The 16,285-nt window shown below is 71.9% G+C and carries 15 protein-coding genes and 1 pseudogene; 6 read left to right on the top strand and 10 right to left on the bottom strand.

The window, feature by feature from the left end; translation table 11 throughout:
- Positions 1-38: 38 nt before the first annotated feature.
- From Prum_RS54180 to Prum_RS42580, 3 genes and pseudogenes are all read left to right on the top strand, one after another.
- Positions 39-614 (top strand): annotated as a pseudogene (locus Prum_RS54180) (LacI family DNA-binding transcriptional regulator); the annotation flags it as partial.
- A 128-nt stretch (positions 615-742) separates the two neighbouring features.
- Positions 743-1,078 carry a substrate-binding domain-containing protein gene (locus Prum_RS55505; RefSeq protein ID WP_371871342.1) on the top strand — a complete coding sequence of 112 codons (336 nt, stop codon included), beginning with the start codon at positions 743-745 and terminating at the stop codon, positions 1,076-1,078.
- A 113-nt stretch (positions 1,079-1,191) separates the two neighbouring features.
- Positions 1,192-1,911 (top strand): nitroreductase, encoded by a 720-nt coding sequence (locus Prum_RS42580; RefSeq protein WP_173082953.1) that lies wholly within the window; start codon positions 1,192-1,194, stop codon positions 1,909-1,911.
- Here the strand turns inward: Prum_RS42580 and Prum_RS42575 are convergent.
- From Prum_RS42575 to Prum_RS42565, 3 genes are all read right to left on the bottom strand, one after another.
- Positions 1,867-2,871 (bottom strand): fatty acid desaturase family protein, encoded by a 1,005-nt coding sequence (locus Prum_RS42575; protein ID WP_173084787.1) that lies wholly within the window; start codon positions 2,869-2,871, stop codon positions 1,867-1,869. The genes Prum_RS42580 and Prum_RS42575 overlap by 45 nt on opposite strands.
- Positions 2,872-3,150: 279 nt before the next feature.
- Positions 3,151-3,978 (bottom strand): serine/threonine-protein kinase, encoded by an 828-nt coding sequence (locus tag Prum_RS42570; RefSeq protein WP_173082951.1) that lies wholly within the window; start codon positions 3,976-3,978, stop codon positions 3,151-3,153.
- A gap of 273 nt (positions 3,979-4,251) precedes the next feature.
- Entirely contained in the window at positions 4,252-4,701 is a 450-nt protein-coding gene (locus tag Prum_RS42565; RefSeq protein ID WP_173082949.1) for an STAS domain-containing protein, read from the bottom strand.
- 324 nt (positions 4,702-5,025) lie between these two features.
- On the opposite strand from Prum_RS42565, the gene Prum_RS42560 reads away from it, so the two are divergent.
- Complete coding sequence (locus tag Prum_RS42560) at positions 5,026-5,490, top strand: VOC family protein (protein ID WP_173082947.1); 465 nt, start codon at positions 5,026-5,028, stop codon at positions 5,488-5,490.
- Positions 5,491-5,556: 66 nt separating this feature from the next.
- On the opposite strand, the gene Prum_RS42555 is transcribed toward Prum_RS42560, so the two are convergent.
- The 5 genes from Prum_RS42555 to Prum_RS42535 form a co-directional block, all read right to left on the bottom strand.
- Positions 5,557-6,687 carry an ABC transporter ATP-binding protein gene (locus Prum_RS42555; protein WP_218577636.1) on the bottom strand — a complete coding sequence of 377 codons (1,131 nt, stop codon included), beginning with the start codon at positions 6,685-6,687 and terminating at the stop codon, positions 5,557-5,559.
- Positions 6,684-8,429: an ABC transporter permease gene (locus Prum_RS42550; RefSeq protein WP_173082945.1), complete on the bottom strand. Its 1,746-nt coding sequence runs from the start codon at positions 8,427-8,429 to the stop codon at positions 6,684-6,686. The genes Prum_RS42555 and Prum_RS42550 overlap by 4 nt, the downstream gene beginning before the upstream one ends.
- Positions 8,426-9,469 carry an ABC transporter substrate-binding protein gene (locus tag Prum_RS42545; protein ID WP_218577635.1) on the bottom strand — a complete coding sequence of 348 codons (1,044 nt, stop codon included), beginning with the start codon at positions 9,467-9,469 and terminating at the stop codon, positions 8,426-8,428. Before Prum_RS42545 ends, Prum_RS42550 begins: the two co-directional genes overlap by 4 nt.
- A 132-nt stretch (positions 9,470-9,601) precedes the next feature.
- A complete protein-coding gene (locus Prum_RS42540; RefSeq protein WP_173082941.1) occupies positions 9,602-10,336 on the bottom strand; it encodes a response regulator transcription factor in 735 nt (244 codons plus the stop codon).
- Positions 10,333-11,139 (bottom strand): sensor histidine kinase, encoded by an 807-nt coding sequence (locus Prum_RS42535; protein WP_173082939.1) that lies wholly within the window; start codon positions 11,137-11,139, stop codon positions 10,333-10,335. Before Prum_RS42535 ends, Prum_RS42540 begins: the two co-directional genes overlap by 4 nt.
- A gap of 93 nt (positions 11,140-11,232) precedes the next feature.
- On the opposite strand from Prum_RS42535, the gene eccD reads away from it, so the two are divergent.
- Together eccD and eccB are read left to right on the top strand one after the other, a co-directional pair.
- Positions 11,233-12,612, top strand: a complete 1,380-nt coding sequence (gene eccD, locus Prum_RS42530; protein WP_173082937.1) for a type VII secretion integral membrane protein EccD — start codon at positions 11,233-11,235, stop codon at positions 12,610-12,612.
- Position 12,613: 1 nt separating this feature from the next.
- Positions 12,614-14,035 (top strand): type VII secretion protein EccB, encoded by a 1,422-nt coding sequence (gene eccB, locus Prum_RS42525; protein ID WP_173082935.1) that lies wholly within the window; start codon positions 12,614-12,616, stop codon positions 14,033-14,035.
- A gap of 277 nt (positions 14,036-14,312) precedes the next feature.
- Here the strand turns inward: eccB and Prum_RS42520 are convergent, their stop codons facing one another.
- Complete coding sequence (locus tag Prum_RS42520) at positions 14,313-15,947, bottom strand: hypothetical protein (protein ID WP_173082933.1); 1,635 nt, start codon at positions 15,945-15,947, stop codon at positions 14,313-14,315.
- A gap of 4 nt (positions 15,948-15,951) precedes the next feature.
- On the bottom strand, positions 15,952-16,257 hold the full coding sequence (locus tag Prum_RS42515; protein WP_173082931.1) for a hypothetical protein: 306 nt from the start codon (positions 16,255-16,257) through the stop codon (positions 15,952-15,954).
- Positions 16,258-16,285 lie beyond the last annotated feature (28 nt).

The following is a 16,285-nucleotide window of genomic DNA, read 5'->3' as shown; positions in this document are numbered from 1 at the left end:
TAAGATGGCGACGGAAACCCCGGTGGAAAGTAGGGAACGTGACCAAGCCAGGCCGCCCAGCAACCATCAGCGACGTGGCCGCGCTCGCCTCGGTGTCGGTCGGAACGGCCTCCAAGGCGCTCAACGGCAACGGTTCGCTGCGGCCGGAGACCCGCCAGCGCGTACTGCACGCCGCGGAACGCCTCGGGTTCCGGCCCAACGCCGCCGCCCGCGCGCTCAACGAGGGCCGCACCTACACCGTCGGCATGATCACCACCGACAGCATCGGCCGGTTCAGCATCCCGATCCTGATGGGCGCCGAGAACGCGCTCGGGGCCGGCCGCATGTCGGTGTTCCTCTGCGACGCCAGAGACGACCCGATCCGCGAGGAGTACTACCTGCACACCCTGCTCGGCCGCCGGGTCGACGGGATCATCGTGACCGGCCGGCGCAGCCAGGCCCGGCCACCGATCGCCGCGGACCAACCCGTACCGGTCGTGTACGCCTTCATCAGTTCCACCGACCCGCAGGACTGCTCGGTCGTCCCGGACGAGGCGGGCGGCGCGGGCAAGGCCATCGAGCACCTGCTCGCCGTCGGCCGGCGCCGCATCGCGCACGTGACCGGGCCCGAGCACCACCATTCCGCGCAGGTCCGGTCCGCCGCCGCGCGGGCCCGTCTGGCCGACGACGGCCTCGACCTCGTCCTGCCCCCTTGTACGGCCAGTGGAGCGAAGGCTGGGGCCGCCAGGCCGCGGGCCTGCTCGTGGCCTCCGGTACCCACGTGGACGCCGTCTTCTGCGGCAGCGACCAGATCGCTCGGGGCGTCTCCGACGGCCTGCGCACCGCGGGTGTGCGGATCCCGGACGACGTCGCCCTGGTGGGCTTCGACAACTGGGACGTCATGGCGCTGGCCTGCCAACCACCGCTGACCAGCGTGGACATGGACCTGGAGGGGCTCGGGCGGGCGGCGGCCAACCTGCTCCTCGCCGCCATCAACGGACAGCCCACCCCGGGCCGGCAGACCCATCCGTGCCGCCTGGTCGTCCGCGAGTCCACCGCCGCCCCGGGCGGCTGGCCGGCGCGGTCTTCGTCCCGTTGAGGTGCCCCGGGCGGGCGTACAGTGAGGGCGTCGCTCGGGACCCCGGTGAACGCTGTGCGCCGCCGGAAGGGACCTTCACCATGGCCATCAACTCCTGTCCCCACCCGACCGACATGAGAGCCGACACCCAGGCAGTGACCGAGGCACTCGCCTCGGCGGTGGCCGCAGCCGGACTCGCCCCGTCGATCCACGACACCCGGCCGTGGCGGTGGCGCATGACCGACAACGGGCTGGACCTCCACCTCGAATCCAGCCGACTCTCCGACGTCACCGAGCCCGACGTCCGCCTGGCGACACTGAGCTGCGGGGCAGCGCTGCACCACGCCCGGGTCAGTCTGGCCGCGCAAGGCTGGCGCGCCACCGAGACCCGGATGCCCGACCCCGCCCGGCCCGAGCACCTCGCCCGGCTCCAGGTGGACGGCCCCGCGCCGGCTCCGGTCGAGGCGCTGACGGTACGCCGTACCAACCGTCGCCCGCCGCCCGGCCGGCGGATCGGCCCGGACGAGCTGGCCGCGATCATCACAGCCGTGCACGCCGAAGGCTCGCTGCTGCACGTCCTGTACCCGAACCAGGCGGAGTTGGCGTCTTGGACCGGCGTCACCCGATCGACTGGCACCGGCAGCAGACACGACCGGTCAGCGCTGCTCGCGATCCGCTACAAGCGCGGCGAGCAACCGATGAACTGGCTTCGCGCCGGAGAAGCACTGTCCGCGGCTTGGCTCACCGCCGCCGAGATCGGCGTCTCCCTTCTGCCGCTCAGCGCCAACGTCACCTACCCGTACGTGGTCCTACACCTGAGCAGCATCGACCTGCCGATCAACCGGATCCCCTAGATGGTCGCCGCGGCCCACGGTGTTCAGGTGTGCCAGCGCCTGCCGGTAGGAGTCGATCAGGCTGGTCTGCGCGTAGGGCAGACCATGGCCCAGGCAATAGTCGCGGATGACCGGTTGTGCGTGCGGCAGCGACGGGCGCGGCATGTGCGGGAACAGGTGGTGCTCGATCTGGTAGTTGAGCCCACCCAGGAGTAGATCCGTCAGCCGTCCGCCCCGCACGTTGCGGGCGGTCAGGACCTGGCGGCGCAAGAAGTCGCTGTCGTCCTGCTTGGACAGGATCGGCATGCCCTTGTGGTTGGGGGCGAACACCGCTCCCAGGTACAGCCCAAGCAGTCCCTGATGGATCGCGACGAAGACCAGCGCCTTGACCGGAGACAGCACCAGCAGCACGACGGTGACGTACGCCGCGATGTGCAAACCGAACAGCAGCGCCTCCGGCAGCCGGTTGCGGTAGCCCGGGCGGGTCAACGCCTTGACGCCGGAAACGCGCAGGTCGATCGCCAACAGCAACAGCATCGGGAAGAACAACGCACCCTGGTGGCGGGCGACCAACCGGCCCAGTCCCCGCCGGGCGCCGGCCTGGGCGCTGGTGTAGACAAGGTTCTCACCGCCGATGTCCGGATCGAGACCCTCGTGGTTGGGATGGGCGTGGTGGCGGTGATGCTTGTCCACCCACCAGCCGAACGCCAACCCGATGCCAAGGTTGCCGTGCACCCACCCGACCAGGTCATTGGCGGGCCGAGATCGGAAAATCTGCCGGTGCCCGGCATCGTGGGCCAGGAACCCGTTCTGCGCGAACGCGAAGGCCAGGAACGCCGCGGTGAACACCTGCCACCACGAATTGCCCAGCAACACGAACACCGCCCAGCCGGCGGCGAGCATGAGCAGACACGCGGTGATGCACACGGCGTAGAAGGTGGGACGCCGCTCAAGCAGACCCGCTTGGCGCACCTGCCTCATCAGCTCGGCGTAGTCGCTGCCGCGGCGCGGCGAACCGGCGCGAACCTGCGGGATGGTCACGTCAAGAGTGGTCACTACGGCCTCCGGCAACGGGCGGTCATCACGTCGCCGGGGTCCTGGGCAACCATCGCCCCAGATCCTACCCGGGCCGGGGCGGCGCCAACCTCACCGAAACGGCGTCCATAGACGTCCGTCACAGTAACCGCCGCGCCTGGCAGATCGAGACCAGTTCGCGGGCGCTGGGCCGGTCGCCCGGGTCGCGGGCCAACGCCCACCGGATCAGCTCGTCCAGGTTCGGGGGCAGCCCGAACAGATCTGGTTGCGCCAACTGGACCCGCAAGATCCACTCCTCTTCACTGCGGCTAGCGAACGGGTGGAGACCGCTCCCAGGTGGGCGAGCAGACAACCCCACGCGAAGACGTCCACCGCCGGCGTGGCTGGGTCGGTACGCAGCTGTTCCGGTGCGGCCCAGCCACGGCTGCACTGCACCATCCCCTCATCGCCACACCGCTCGCCAACGTACCGGGCGATACCGAAATCAATGATGCGAACGTCATGCCCACGCACGAGCAGGTTCGCCGGCTTCACATCGCAGTGCACGATGCCCTTTCCGTGGATCGCCGCAAGCGTCTGGGCCAGCCCCCCTCCAAGCGTCCAGAGCTGCTCAGCCGGCGTCGGCCCGCCCACCAACGTGGTGCCGCTGCGATAGCCCGGAAGATGAGCCGTCACCAGGTACGCGCCCGCCGTGGACACGCCGTGACCGACGGCCGGCGCGGTGCAGTCCGGATCGACGGCGGACGCCAACCGGTACTCGCGCAGGCATGCCTCGGCAGCCCCGTCAACGGCGTGCAGGAGCTTGACCGCGACCGGCTCACCGGTGGGCGCTACCGCGTAGAACACGTCTGCCATCCCGCCCGCCCCGAGACGCGATACCAACCGGTAGCCGTCAACGTTGACCGGGTCGCTCTGGTGAAGCGCCCAGGTGTCGACAGTGGAGTCCGGGTCTGCCAACGCTCCTGCCTCGGAGGCGGTGGGCGCGGTCGTGGAGCGGTACCCCGGGTAGGCGGCGGTCGCGCTGAACGTAGGTGGCTCGGCGAGAACGGTCATCTGGTCAACGCTCTTTACGGGACACGCCGTAGGTGTGCCCGGCCGGGACGGCACCTCCACTGAAGCGCCGGGGAGTCGCTGGTCGTGACCGCAGGGTCGAGGACGCGGTGAGGTCCGAACAGAATGTGCGGGCGAGGTCCGGGCCCACGGCCTGCGAAGAGACCTCCCCTTGGGGAGGAGCCGCCAGCCTGACATGTACGGAAGCGCCCGCCTGTGGCGGCGCACGTACCCATAGGCTACTCCCGATATCGTCAGCACGCACGCCCAAGACCGTCAGGCGGCAATCGTCACATTGGCCTGCACCGTCACCGCCGTAGGGACGGGTTCGGCTCCCAACGGATATTCGGACCTTGCGGGCCGGCGCTGTGGCTGCTCGATCGGGGCGGTGAAAACCCCGAGCAACCCGGTCGCCTCCAGAACCCGGCGGACAATGGGCTGCGGATCGGTGACGCGCACCTGGCATCCGGCCCGGGCAGCGGCGTTGCGCACGCCGATGAGCGCACCGATTCCGGTGCAGTCCATGAAGGTGACCCCGGCGAGATTGACGTCGAGCAGGTTGAGACTGTGCCCGTGCAGCACGCGCAGCAGCCGCTCGCGCAATGCGGCCGCGGTTGCCAAGTCGACCTCTCCCGCGACGGCCACCCGGGCCGTGGCCGGCGACGGGATGCTCGTCTCGACGTACAGCGGCGCCAACGTCGCCAGCGGGGAAAAGGGTGCGGACATGGTGTTCCTCCAGCCCAACTGCCTACGAGGATGGCGAGTGTTGAGCGAGCGAGGACTGGGCCCGTGGCCGGGGACTGCAACCCGACATGTCGCGGTGGAGTTGCGGGCTCGACGAGCTGCGCACGTCGGTCGGCGCAGCTATACCGCAGGATACTCCCGAGACGGCTCCGTCGGGGCCTGGTCGTTCGCCGAATATCCCGTGCGGTCGCGTAGAGTTGGGCTCGTCGCTCGTGTCCCCGGTGGCGTGACAGTCCGCCACTGGCGGACGCATCGAGCGGGCCCCGAGATCTGGTGACCGGGCCACCAGCAGAAAAGTGGTCTGCCATGGCTGACGTGAAGCCCATCCCCGACAACTATCCCCAGGTCGTGCCCTACCTCTGCATCGACGGCGCCAGCACAGCGATCGATTACTACCGCACCGTGTTCGGAGCGACCGAACGGATGCGGATGTCCGAGCCAGACGGCAGGCTGGGCCACGCCGAACTGGAGATCGGCACAGCCGTAGTCATGCTGTCGGACGAGTTCCCGGACCTGGGCATCCGGGGACCGAAGAGCATCGGCGGCACGCCAGTCACCATCAGCCTCTACATCGAAAACGTTGACGACGTCTTCAATCGGGCGATCGAGGCCGGCGCCACCGCCCTACGCCCCGTCACCGATCAGTTCTACGGCGATCGCACCGGCCAGTTCGTGGACCCGTTCGGGCATCGGTGGAGTGTCGCCACCCGCATCGAGGATCTTTCCCCGCAGGAAATGGCCAAACGCGCCGCGACGGCGACAAGCGCCTGAACGCCACCTCGAACACGAGGACATGGCGATGATGGGCAACTTCACGGCCGAACGCTGACGAGCCCGCTACTCGCCGGCGAGCAGGTACGCGCGTTCCTGGTCGATCGTGATGTCGACGTTGGTGCCCTCGACCAGCAGCTGCCGGGGGTCGCGGCCAGGCTCGGTGACGGTGATGGTGCCGCTCGTGGTCTCCACCTCGTAGTCGATGGTCGGGCCGTGGAACGTGGAGCGCAGCACCACGCCGATCCCGGTGCCGCCGTCGGTGACCGGCACCAGCGCGATCGTCTCCGGCCGCATCATCAGGTACGCGTCGCCGCCGGCCGCCGCGTCCTGGTGGGCCGCCACCTCCAGCCGCTGGCCGAGCGTGTGCACGACGGCGGTGCTGCCGTGCACGCGCTCCACCATCACCTCGATGAAGTTGGCCCGGCCGATGAAGTCCGCGACGAACACGCTGGCCGGCCGCAGGTAGATCTCCCCCGGCGTGGCGACCTGCTCCACCCGGCCCCGGTTCATCACCACGATCCGGTCGGACATGCTCATCGCCTCGTCCTGGTCGTGGGTGACGTAGATGCTGGTGATCCCGAACATCCGCTGGATCCGCCGGATCTCGGCCCGCATCGCGCCGCGCAGCTTTGCGTCCAGGTTGGACAGCGGCTCGTCGAAGAGCAGCACCTTCGGCTGCACCACCAGGGCCCGGGCCAGTGCCACCCGCTGTTGCTGCCCGCCGGACAGCTCGTGCGGGCTGCGGTCCTCCAGGCCCACCAGGTTCATGCTGGTCAACGCCATCCGCATGCTGGTAGCGATCTCGTCGCGGGAGCGCCGCAGCAGCCGCAAGCCGTACCCGATGTTGCCGGCGACGGTGAGGTGCGGAAACAGCGCGTAGCTCTGGAACACCATGGCCATCGGCCGGCGCTGCGGCGGGATCGCGTCGATGACCTGGCCGTCCAGCCGGATGTGGCCGGCGGTGGCCTCCTCGAACCCGGCGACCATGCGCAGGGTCGTGGTCTTCCCGCAGCCGGACGGGCCGAGCAGCGTGATGAACTCGCCCGGTGCGACGTCGAGGGTCACGCTGTCGACGGCGGTCACCGCGCCGGAGCGGCTGGCGAAGCTCTTGGTCAGACCGTCCAGTTGCAACCGTCCACTGTGGGCGGCTGCCCGGATGCCGGTGGCGGTCGATTCGGTCATGGCGGTGGTCATGGCTTCTGCCTCTCCGTGGCGGCGACGCGTTGCAGGGTCGCCCCGCCGCCGACCACGAGCCGGATGAGCCCGAAGGCGGCCAGGACGATGGCGGTCAGCACGGTGCAGTAGGCGAAGGCGACGCCGTACCGTCCGGTGCTGGCGGCGCTGAGCACCTGCGAGGTGATGATTTTTGTCTGCGGGGTGACCAGCAGCACGATCGTCGATATCGACGTCATGCTCCGGGCGAAGCTGTAGCTGAGGCCGGTCAGCAGGGCCGGCCGGATGAGCGGCAAAGTGATCCGCCGGAATGTGTACAGTGGACCGGCGCCGAGGTCGGTCGACGCCTGCTCGACATGCGGGTGCAGCTGGGTGAGCGCGGCCACCGCCGTGCGCTGGCCCGCCGGCAGGCTGCGCACCACGTAGGCCAGGATGATGGCCGCCGCACCGCCGGCGACGGCGCCGCCGCCCACGAGGCTGGGAAACACCTCGAACGGGCCGACGTACCGTTCGGGACGGTACGCGAGCACGAAGCCGATGCCGAGCACGGTGCCGGGGACGGCGACGCCCAACGTGCCGGCCAGGTCCAGCAGGCCGGCGGTCCGCCGCAGATGCCGGACCACCAGCCAGGCGATGACGACGCCGAAGGCGGCGGCGACCGGGGTGGCGACGGCGGCGAGTACGACGGTGTCCCGCACCGCCTCCTGGCCCACACCCATCACCACCTCGCGCAGATACTCCAGGGTCAGCGTGTTGTCCACGCCGAACACGCGGGTCACCGAACCGGCGATGACGGTGCCGTAGATGCTCACGATGACGGCGGCCACCAGCACCGCCAGGCCGAAGATCGGCCAGCGCACCCAACCGGTGATCAGGTGCACGCTGCCGGACGGCCGCCCGGTGATGGTGGTCCGCACCTTGCGGCTGAGCCAGTACCGCTGGGCCAGGAAGAGCCCGACGGACGGGACCAGCAGGATGACGCAGTAGACGGCGGCGCTGGTGGTGTCGTACTCGCCGGACACCGCCAGGTAGGCGCGGCTGGCCAGCACGGTGTAGTCGCCGCCCAACACGAGCGGGTTGGCCAGGTCAGCGATGGCCTCCACGAACAGCAGCAGGAACGGGCCGACCAGCCCGGGTGCCAGCAGCGGCAGGATGACCGTGCGCAGGATGCGCCACGGGCCGGCGCCCAGGTTCATCGCGGCCTCCTCCAGAGCCGGGTCCAGCCCCCGCATCATGCCCAGCAGGCCCAGGTAGGCGACCGGGAACAGCGACAGCGACAGCACGAAGACCAGGCCGTCCAGGCCGTAGATGTCGTACTCCAGGCCGAAGACGCCGTTGCTGATGACGCCGCGGCGCCCGTACAGCACGACCGTGGCGGTGGCCACCGCGAACGGTGGGCTGACGATCGGCACCAGCGCCAGCACGTGCAGGATTCGCTTGCCGGGCACGTCGAGTCTGGTTTGGACGAACGCGAACAGGAAACCCAGCGCCGTGCCGCCGGTCCCGACGAGGGCGCCCAGCACCAAGGTGTTGCGCAGGATCTTCAGGTCCACTGAGGACGTGAAGAACTCGCCGTACCGGTGCAGCGCGCCCGGCGCGAATGCGGTCGCCAGGACCGCGGCGAGCGGCACCACGCTACCGATCGCCACCAGCAGCACGCTCGCCACGACGAACGCCCGGACGCCGAGGTCCGGCCGGCGCCGCCGGCGGGGTGCCGCCGCGGATGGCGGTGGCACCTCGCGATCGGTCAGCACGTCGGTCATGACTTCGGCGCCTGGGCGACGTCGATGTCGAACCGCTTGGTCAGCGCGGACTTCGCCTTCCCGGCGACGACCGGGTCGTACTCCACCAGCTTGATCTGGCTCAGGTCGACCACCTTGTCGGAGACCTTCGCGCCGGGGTTGGTCGGGAACTGGTACGCCTTGACCGTCGGGCCGACCTCCTGCGCCTCGGTGGTCAGCGCCCAGTCGACGTACTTCTTCGCGCTCACCGGGTTCTGCGCGCCCTTGACCAGCGCGACACCGCCGGTCTCGTAGCCGGTGCCCTCACTCGGGAAGCTCACCGCCAGGTCGGGAAAACCGCCCTCGCGGGCCGCGACGCAGTCGTGCGAGAAGATGACACCCACGGCGACCTCGCCGCGGGCGGCCATCTGCGCGGGTGCGGCCCCGGACTTGGTGTACTGCAACACGTTGGGGTGCAGCTTGCGCATGTACTGCATGGCCTTGTCCTCGCCCGCCGCGCCGCCGCCGCCGAGCACCACCTGCGTCCACAGCGCCGTGTACGCGGTGCCGGACGTGGACGGGTGCGCGATGCTGATGTCCTTGGCCAGCTTCGGGTCGAGCAGGTCCGCCCACGAGGCGGGGGCCGCGACCCCCTTTTCCGCCAACACCTTCGTATTGGCGCAGAACCCGAGCGCGCCGACGTAGACGCCGGTCCACATGCCACCGGGATCCTTGTACCGGGCCGGGATCGCCGCCGCGTTCGGCGAGACGTACGGCTCCAGCAGGCCCTCACCGCCGGCCGCGGCGAACCCGTCGGCCGGGCCGCCGTACCAGACGTCGAACTCGGGGTTGTTCTTGCCGGCCTTGATGCGGGCCAGCGCCTCCCCGCTGGACAGCCGCACGAAGTCCGCCTTGACCCCGGTGGACCGGGTGAACTGGGCGGTGGTCGCCGCGCACCACTCCTCGGTGGCGCCGCACACCACGTGGACGATCCCGCCGTCGTCCTGGGCCGGTGTGCTGCCGCCCGCCTCCCGCGCGCAGCCCGCCGCACCCGCCAGGGCGGCCGCCGCCAGCAACGCCAATGCTCGTCCGCCTCGTCCTACCTGACCCACGGTCATGACGTCGACCTCCTGCTGGAGCCAATGTTGCGGCCAGGTTAGAGGCGGATGGACGGTCCGCCGGTGACGGCGGTGTGAGCGCCGGTGACAGCGGTGTCACCGATCCGGCTCGGCCCGCTCCGCCGGGGCGAGGTCGGCCATCAGATAGCCCACGCCGCGCAGCGTGCGCACGTAGCCGGCGCCGCCCGGCACGCCGGCCAGCCGGGACCGGAGCCGGTACACGGTCGACTTCACGACGTCCCGGCCGCCCATCAGGTCGGCGGTGCCCCAGACCTCGCGCAGCAACTCCTGCCACGACTGCGGCACGCCCCGCCGGTTGGCCAGGTGCACCAGCAGCTTGAACTCGGTGAACGGCAGGTCCAGCCGATGCCCGGCCAGCACCGCCGTCCGGGTGGCCGGGTCGATCACCAGGTCGCCGACCCGGATCGCGGTGCCCGTGCCGCGCCCTCGCCGCACCAGCGCCTGCGCCCGCAGGGCCACCTCCCTCGGGTGGAACGGCTTGGTGACGTAGTCGTCGGCGCCGTGCTCCAGCCCGGCGATGACGTCGTCGTGCTGGGCCAGCGCGGTCAGCATCATGATGGGCACGTCGGAGCGGGCCCGGATCCGCTCGCACAGGGTCAGGCCGTCCATTGTGGGCATCAGCACGTCCAGCACGACCAGGTCGACCGAGCGCGTCCGCAACAGGTGCAGGGCGGTGGCCCCGTCCGGCGCGACCAGCACCGTGAAGCCCTGGGTTTGCAGGGCGAACTCGATGATCACGGCCATGTGCGGCTCGTCGTCGACGACCAGCGCGGTCGGGCCGGCCGTACCGGTCTTCGGGTCGGGGTTCATCGGGACTCGCCTCGGGGCAGCGTGAGCAGGAACGTCGTCCCGCGGGCCGACGCGGTGTGCACCATGATGTCACCGCCGTGCAGCTCCACGATGGTCTTCGTGATGACCAGGCCGAGCCCGGTGCCGTCGGCCAGTGGGCGGCCGGTGGCGAACCGGCGGAACAACCGGTGCCGCTCGTCCGGGGTCATCCCGGCGCCGTCGTCGGTGACGTAGACCGCGACGCCGGTGTCGATGACCGCCACCCGCACGTCGATGCTGCCGCCCGCGGTGGTGAACCGGCTGGCGTTGGACAGCAGGTTGGTCAGCGCCTGGGTCAGCAGCTGCGGATCGCCCTGGATCCGCGGCATGACCTGCGGCGTGTCCAGGCTGATCCGCTGCTGGCGCTGCGCGCACAACGGCCGCATCGCGGTGACGACGTCCCGGGTCACCACCGACACGTCGACCCGCTCCGGCCGCGGCGTGAACAGCCCGGCCTCGATCTTCGCCTGGATCAGCAGGCTCTCGCACAGCCCGATCACCTGGGTGCACTGGTGGTCGACCACCTGCAGAAACCGTTCCTGAGCCGGGGTCAACGGGCCCGGCGTCCCCTCCCGCAGCAGGTCCACCGCTCCCTTGATCATGCTCAGCGGGGTGCGCAGCTCGTGGCTGAGCGCGGTCACCTGCTCGGCCCGGCGCTTGACCAACTGCTCCAGATGGGCCAGCTCGCCGCCGCGGGCGGCGCCCACCCGGCGCAGGTACAGGGCCACGAGGCCGCCGCCCAGCAGGGCACCGAGCAACGCCACGATCGCCAACCGCACGGCCACCATCCCACTGTAGGGAGACCGACCAGCGCGGTCGCGTGGCCGCTACCGGCCGGCCCGGTTTCCCCGCCGGCGCCGCTGGGCCACCGTGGTCGCATGAATGCCACCGGACTGGTCCGGCTCACCGTCGCGGCGCCGGCCCGGCGGATCGACCTCGCCCTGCCCGAACGCGCACCCCTCGCGGAGCTGCTGCCCATCCTGTTAGGACAGGCCGGGGAGGACCTGCCCGACGCCGGGACAGCGGCGGACGGCTGGGTGCTGCGCCGCGCCGACGGCGCCATCCTGGAGCCGGCCCGCACGCTGGCCGCGCACCGGGTACGCGACGGCGAGGTGCTGCACCTGACCCACGCCGGCACCGACTGGCCCGAGTTGGAGTACGACGACGTCGTCGACGCCATCGCCACCGGCTCGGCCCGGACGGGTGGCGCCTGGGCGTACCGGCACACCCGGTGGACCGGCCTGGCCGCCGGCGTACTCGCGGTATTGCTCTGCCTGCTCGCGGTGCTGCGGGCCGGACCGCCGTGGCCCGGCCCGGCCGGATGGGCGCTCGGCGCCGCCGCCGTGCTGCTGTGCGCGGGCGCGCTGCTGGCCCGGGCCGGCGGTGACGCCGGGGCCGGCGCGGCCGTCGCGCTGGCCGCGCTGCCGATGGCCTTCGCTGGCGGCGGGACGCTCCTGGCCGGCGAACGCGCACTGACCGGGCTCGGCGCCCCGCACCTGCTGGCGGCCGGCACCGCGCTGCTGGTCGCCTCCATGGCCGGCGTGCTCGGTGTGGTGGACCGCGCGGCGTGGTTCGCCGGCGGCGCGAGCGCCGGCGCGCTCAGCGTCGCCGGCGCGTGGCTGAGCACGTTCGAGGCGCTGCGGGGGTACCAGGCCGCGGCGATCGTGGCAGGGCTGGGACTGGCGTTCTCCCCCGTGCTCGCGCCGCTGTCGATCCGGCTCGGCCGGGTGCCGATGCCGGTGCTGCCGCGGGCCGCCGCCGACCTGGTACGCGACGATCCGCAGCCGGCCCGCACGGCCGTGTACGCGGCGGTGCTGCGCGCCGACAGCCTGCTCTGCGGCATGGTGGGCGGCCTCGCGCTGGTCGCCGCGGTGTGCCAGGCGCTGCTGGTACGCCGCGGCGGCACCCCCGGGTGGGTGCTGGTGAGCATCCTGGCGGTCGGGTTCCTGCTGCGCGCCCGCCTGTACCCGATCGCCCGTCAGCGGGCGCCGATGCTGCTCGCCGGGCTCACCGGCGCGGTGTGCCTGGCCGCCGGACCGCTGACGGCCGACCCTGACCGGTACGCCACGACCGGGGCCGGCCTGCTCCTGGCCGGCGCGCTGGCCGTGCTGCTCGCCGTCCGGTACAGCACCCGACCGCCCGGCCCGTACCTGAGCCGGTACGCCGAACTGCTGGAGGTGCTCGTGGTGCTGGCGATCGTCCCGGTGGCCTGCTGGGTGCTCGGGCTGTACGGCTACGTCCGCGGGCTCGGTGGCTGACATGGCCTCCAAACGCGACCAGCTGCACGCGTACCAGTTCCTGGCGCAACGGGTCGTCTCCGCGCAGGTGACCAGGGAGAGCGACCCCGAACAGCCACCGTTTCGCCGGCCCGCCCTGGCCGCGGTCGGCAGCCTCGCCATCGCGGTGATCGCGCTGGCGGTGGTCGGCGTCTACGGGTTCATCGTGCCCGGCGGCAACCGCGGCTGGCAGGGCGCCGACGCGGTGGTGGTCGAGAAGGAGACCGGGACCCGCTACGTGTACCTGGACGGCCGGCTGCACCCGGTCGCCAACTACTCCTCCGCCCTGCTGGCGCTGGGCCGGTACGGGGACAGCCGCCGGGTGTCACGCAAGTCGCTGGTCGGGGTGCCGCGCGGGCCGCGGATCGGCATCCCGGACGCGCCGGACGCCCTGCCCGGACCGGACCGCGTGCTCGACGAGGGGTGGACGTTCTGCTCGCAGCCGGGCACCGACCGCACCGGCGCGACCGTGCCGCGGTCGGCCCTGATGGTCGGGCACCGGCCGGCCGCCGGCCAGCCGATGGGCGAGCGCGGGCTGCTGGTGCGGGTGCCCGAGACGGGCCGGCTGCACCTGGTACTGCGCGGCTACCGGCACGAGATCGCCGACCGGGACGCGGAACCGGTGGCGGTGGCCCTGGGCGCCGGTGCGGCGATCCCGATGAGCCCCACGGTGATCGAGGCGCTGCCGGCCGGACGGCCGATCGCCCCGATCGCGGTGCCGGACGCCGGCAAGCCCTCCCGAGCCGTACCGGGCCGCACCGACATCAAGGCCGGGCAGGTGCTGGTGGTGGGCGTGTCCGACGCGGCGCGCCACTACCTGGCCGAGGTCAGCCGCCTGCGCCCGATCAGCCCGCTGCAGTACGACATCCAGCTGGCCGCACCCGGCACCGCCGCCGCGTACGGCACCGAACGGCCTTCCGGCATCCCGCTGACCCTGCCGGAGGCGGCGTCCGCCACCCGGACCCCGGACCTGCCGGCCGCCGCCGGTGACCCGCCGCGGGTACGTCCCCGGCTCGCCGGCGGGGACGCGGCGACCACCGTCTGCCTCGTCTTCGAGCCCGGGCAGGGCGTACCCGGACTGCTGCTGGACCCCGCGATGCCGGCGACCGATCCGATGGCCGGCACGCCGGGGCGCACCGACGCGGGTGCCCGGCTCGCCGACCGGATGCTCGTGCCGCCCGGCTGGGTCGCGGTGGTGGAGTCGATGCCGAGCGCGGACGCCCCGGCGGGCACGCTGATGGTGGTGACCGACATGGGCATCGCGTACCCGGTGGCGGATCCGGCGCTGCTCGAGGTCCTGGGCTACCCCAACGTGCGGCCGGTCCGGGTACCCGCCGGTGTGGTCGCCCGGATCCCCATGGGCAGCGGCCTGAGCCACGAGGCCGCCCTGCGCCGCACCACCTGACGCCGCCCTTGATCGCCCGCCGCGCCCTGCGCGGCCCCCTCGCCGCGTCCGCGCCGGGCCGGGCCCTCTGCGTCGATCAAGGACTCCGCCGCCGATCAAGGGCAAACGGTCGTGGAATGGAGATCGAACCACGGCCCTATGCCCTTGATCGGCGCGGAAGTCCTTGATCGGCGCGGCCCGGGCCCGGCGCGCGCGGGTCCGGCGCGGCCCGCGCGGGTCAGGAGCGGGCCGCGCGGGTCAGGAGCGGGCCGCGCGGGTCAGGCGCGGCGCGCGCGGGTCAGTGGGCTCGGCTGGGCCGGGGTCGGGTCGTGGCCTCGTCCACCCGCCACAGGTCCTCGTCGACCACCTGCGCCTGGACCGCCACCGGCGGCTCCGCCTTTCGCTCCGGCCTGGCCCGGCGGGTCCGGACCGGGATCAGGCCCTGCTCCGACCTGCCCGCCTTGCCACTGAGCAGCTCGGGCAGGCCGGGTGTGGACGATGGGCCGTTCCCCCGCCCGGCCGGTGGGCGGCGGGCCGCACCCGACCCCGGCCGGCCACCGCCGCCCGTACCCGCCCCGGCGCCGCCCATCATCGGCGGCATGATCGGGGGTATCGCGCCGCCCGCCGTCGATGTCCCGGCGGGCGTGGCACCGCCCAGCGCGACCGGCGGCGACCCGGTCGCGGCCTGTTGCGCGGCGCTGACCGGCACCGCGGCCTGTGGCAGCGAGGTGGACCCGGACCCGCCGAGGCTCACGCCGGGCACGCCGGCGCCGCCCACCCCGGTCCCGCCACCGATCGGCCGCACCGCCGGCACGGAGCCGCGAGATCCGGTGTTTCCGCCGGGTGGGAGCCCCGGCGTGACGACCGGTGGCAGGACCGGCGGAACGTACGGCGTCAGCGGGGACGTGCCGGGAGGTAGCCCGCCGCCCGTCAGCGGGGGCAGGCTCGGCGGAAGGCTGGGCGCCAGGGCACCGCCGAGTCCGGACAGCGACGGCTCGGCGATCTGGTCCAGGCCCGCACCGCCGGCACCTGGCAACGCGGCGCCGTCGGGCAAGGCGCCACCGCCACCGGGCAAGCCGGCACCTTCCGGCAAAGTGGCACCGCCGGGCAAAGTGGTGCCGCCGTCTGGCAGCGTCGCGCCCTCCGGCAGTGTCACGCCATCCGTGGGGAGCAAGCCATCCGGAAGGAGCGTGCCGTCGGGTAGTGCGACTCCGGCCGGCAGCACGGCGCCGCCGCCGGGCCGCGCCGTCGCGCCGAGCGGGGCACCGCCGCCGCCGCCGCCGCCGCCAGCAGGCCCGCCACCCAGGTCCGGAAACTGTTGCCCGCTAGCGGCGGCGGTCAGCTTGCCGGCGGTTTGCTCGTACGCCGTGGCGAGTTGTCCCATCGCCTCGCTCGATCTCACATGCTGTTCCACGATTCCGGTGTTCGCCGCGTTGATCTGGTCCAACAACGAGCCTTCTTGGAGGGCGACTCCCATGGCGTATCCGGCGTCGAAATCCGCCCCGAACGGGGCCGGAGCCCGCAAGATGGCCAGATTCGCCTCGTGTTGGTCGCGCGCCGCTGTCAGCGCGAGCGTCTGTTCGTAGGCGTCTCGGACCGTCCCGAAGGTGCTCATGATCTGATTGCTCAGGTCGTACAGCGCCTCGAACGGGTTGTTGCCGGTGATGAGCCCCAACCAGTCGTTGAGGAGGCGCCGGATGTCTAGGGACGTTTCGGAGAAGGCGTCAAAGGCTCCGTCCGTCCAATCCCCCGCCAGGGCGTCGGCGGATTGCTTCAGCGAACCGTCCGCCTCAATCAACTCGATGCGCGCGTTCTCCCACATGCCCCCCTTCTTCTGGAGCAGCTCACAGTTTGTGAGCTCGTGGAGCATGATGTCGTACTGTTCCTTGATGGAAAGGCCCATGTAGTTCGCTGCGTACGCCGGCGCTTCCACCTGATCACTCCGTGGGTTCGACGATGCCGATGAAGGTGGCCGCCGCGGCGGAGCTCGCGTCGAGATACGCCACGCCGCTCGCCGTCACTCGCCGTGTGAGGCCCTCGAACTCGGCGTTCGCCGACGTGACGAACCGCGCCAGCAGATCGCCGGCCAGCATGTCCGCGTGGACGAGGAGCGCGCCGGCACCGGGCAGGCGGCTGTTGAGGGGTTGATGCGGGCCGACCAGGGCCGGGTCCGGGCCTTGCGGCGCGTACGCCATCATCGGGTCCGGCTTGCCATCGATGAAGCCGCCTGACGTCTTCGGCATAGGTCCTCCCAATCGACCGTTCGGTGCC

Source organism: Phytohabitans rumicis (assembly GCF_011764445.1).
In the GTDB taxonomy this organism is placed as follows: domain Bacteria; phylum Actinomycetota; class Actinomycetes; order Mycobacteriales; family Micromonosporaceae; genus Phytohabitans; species Phytohabitans rumicis.
The sequence above is the reverse complement of the archived record's forward strand: the minus strand, read 5'-3'. Positions and strand labels throughout refer to the sequence as shown.

What these genes read in the sequence shown, in the direction of transcription:
- Prum_RS42580 (WP_173082953.1), top strand. Translation starts at nt 1,192, where the DNA reads ATGAGAGCCGACACCCAGGCAGTGACCGAGGCACTCGCCTCGGCGGTG.
- Prum_RS42575 (WP_173084787.1), bottom strand. Translation starts at nt 2,871, where the DNA reads ATGAGGCAGGTGCGCCAAGCGGGTCTGCTTGAGCGGCGTCCCACCTTC.
- Prum_RS42570 (WP_173082951.1), bottom strand. Translation starts at nt 3,978, where the DNA reads ATGACCGTTCTCGCCGAGCCACCTACGTTCAGCGCGACCGCCGCCTAC.
- Prum_RS42565 (WP_173082949.1), bottom strand. Translation starts at nt 4,701, where the DNA reads ATGTCCGCACCCTTTTCCCCGCTGGCGACGTTGGCGCCGCTGTACGTC.
- Prum_RS42560 (WP_173082947.1), top strand. Translation starts at nt 5,026, where the DNA reads ATGGCTGACGTGAAGCCCATCCCCGACAACTATCCCCAGGTCGTGCCC.
- Prum_RS42555 (WP_218577636.1), bottom strand. Translation starts at nt 6,687, where the DNA reads ATGACCACCGCCATGACCGAATCGACCGCCACCGGCATCCGGGCAGCC.
- Prum_RS42550 (WP_173082945.1), bottom strand. Translation starts at nt 8,429, where the DNA reads ATGACCGACGTGCTGACCGATCGCGAGGTGCCACCGCCATCCGCGGCG.
- Prum_RS42540 (WP_173082941.1), bottom strand. Translation starts at nt 10,336, where the DNA reads ATGAACCCCGACCCGAAGACCGGTACGGCCGGCCCGACCGCGCTGGTC.
- eccD (WP_173082937.1), top strand. Translation starts at nt 11,233, where the DNA reads ATGAATGCCACCGGACTGGTCCGGCTCACCGTCGCGGCGCCGGCCCGG.
- eccB (WP_173082935.1), top strand. Translation starts at nt 12,614, where the DNA reads ATGGCCTCCAAACGCGACCAGCTGCACGCGTACCAGTTCCTGGCGCAA.
- Prum_RS42515 (WP_173082931.1), bottom strand. Translation starts at nt 16,257, where the DNA reads ATGCCGAAGACGTCAGGCGGCTTCATCGATGGCAAGCCGGACCCGATG.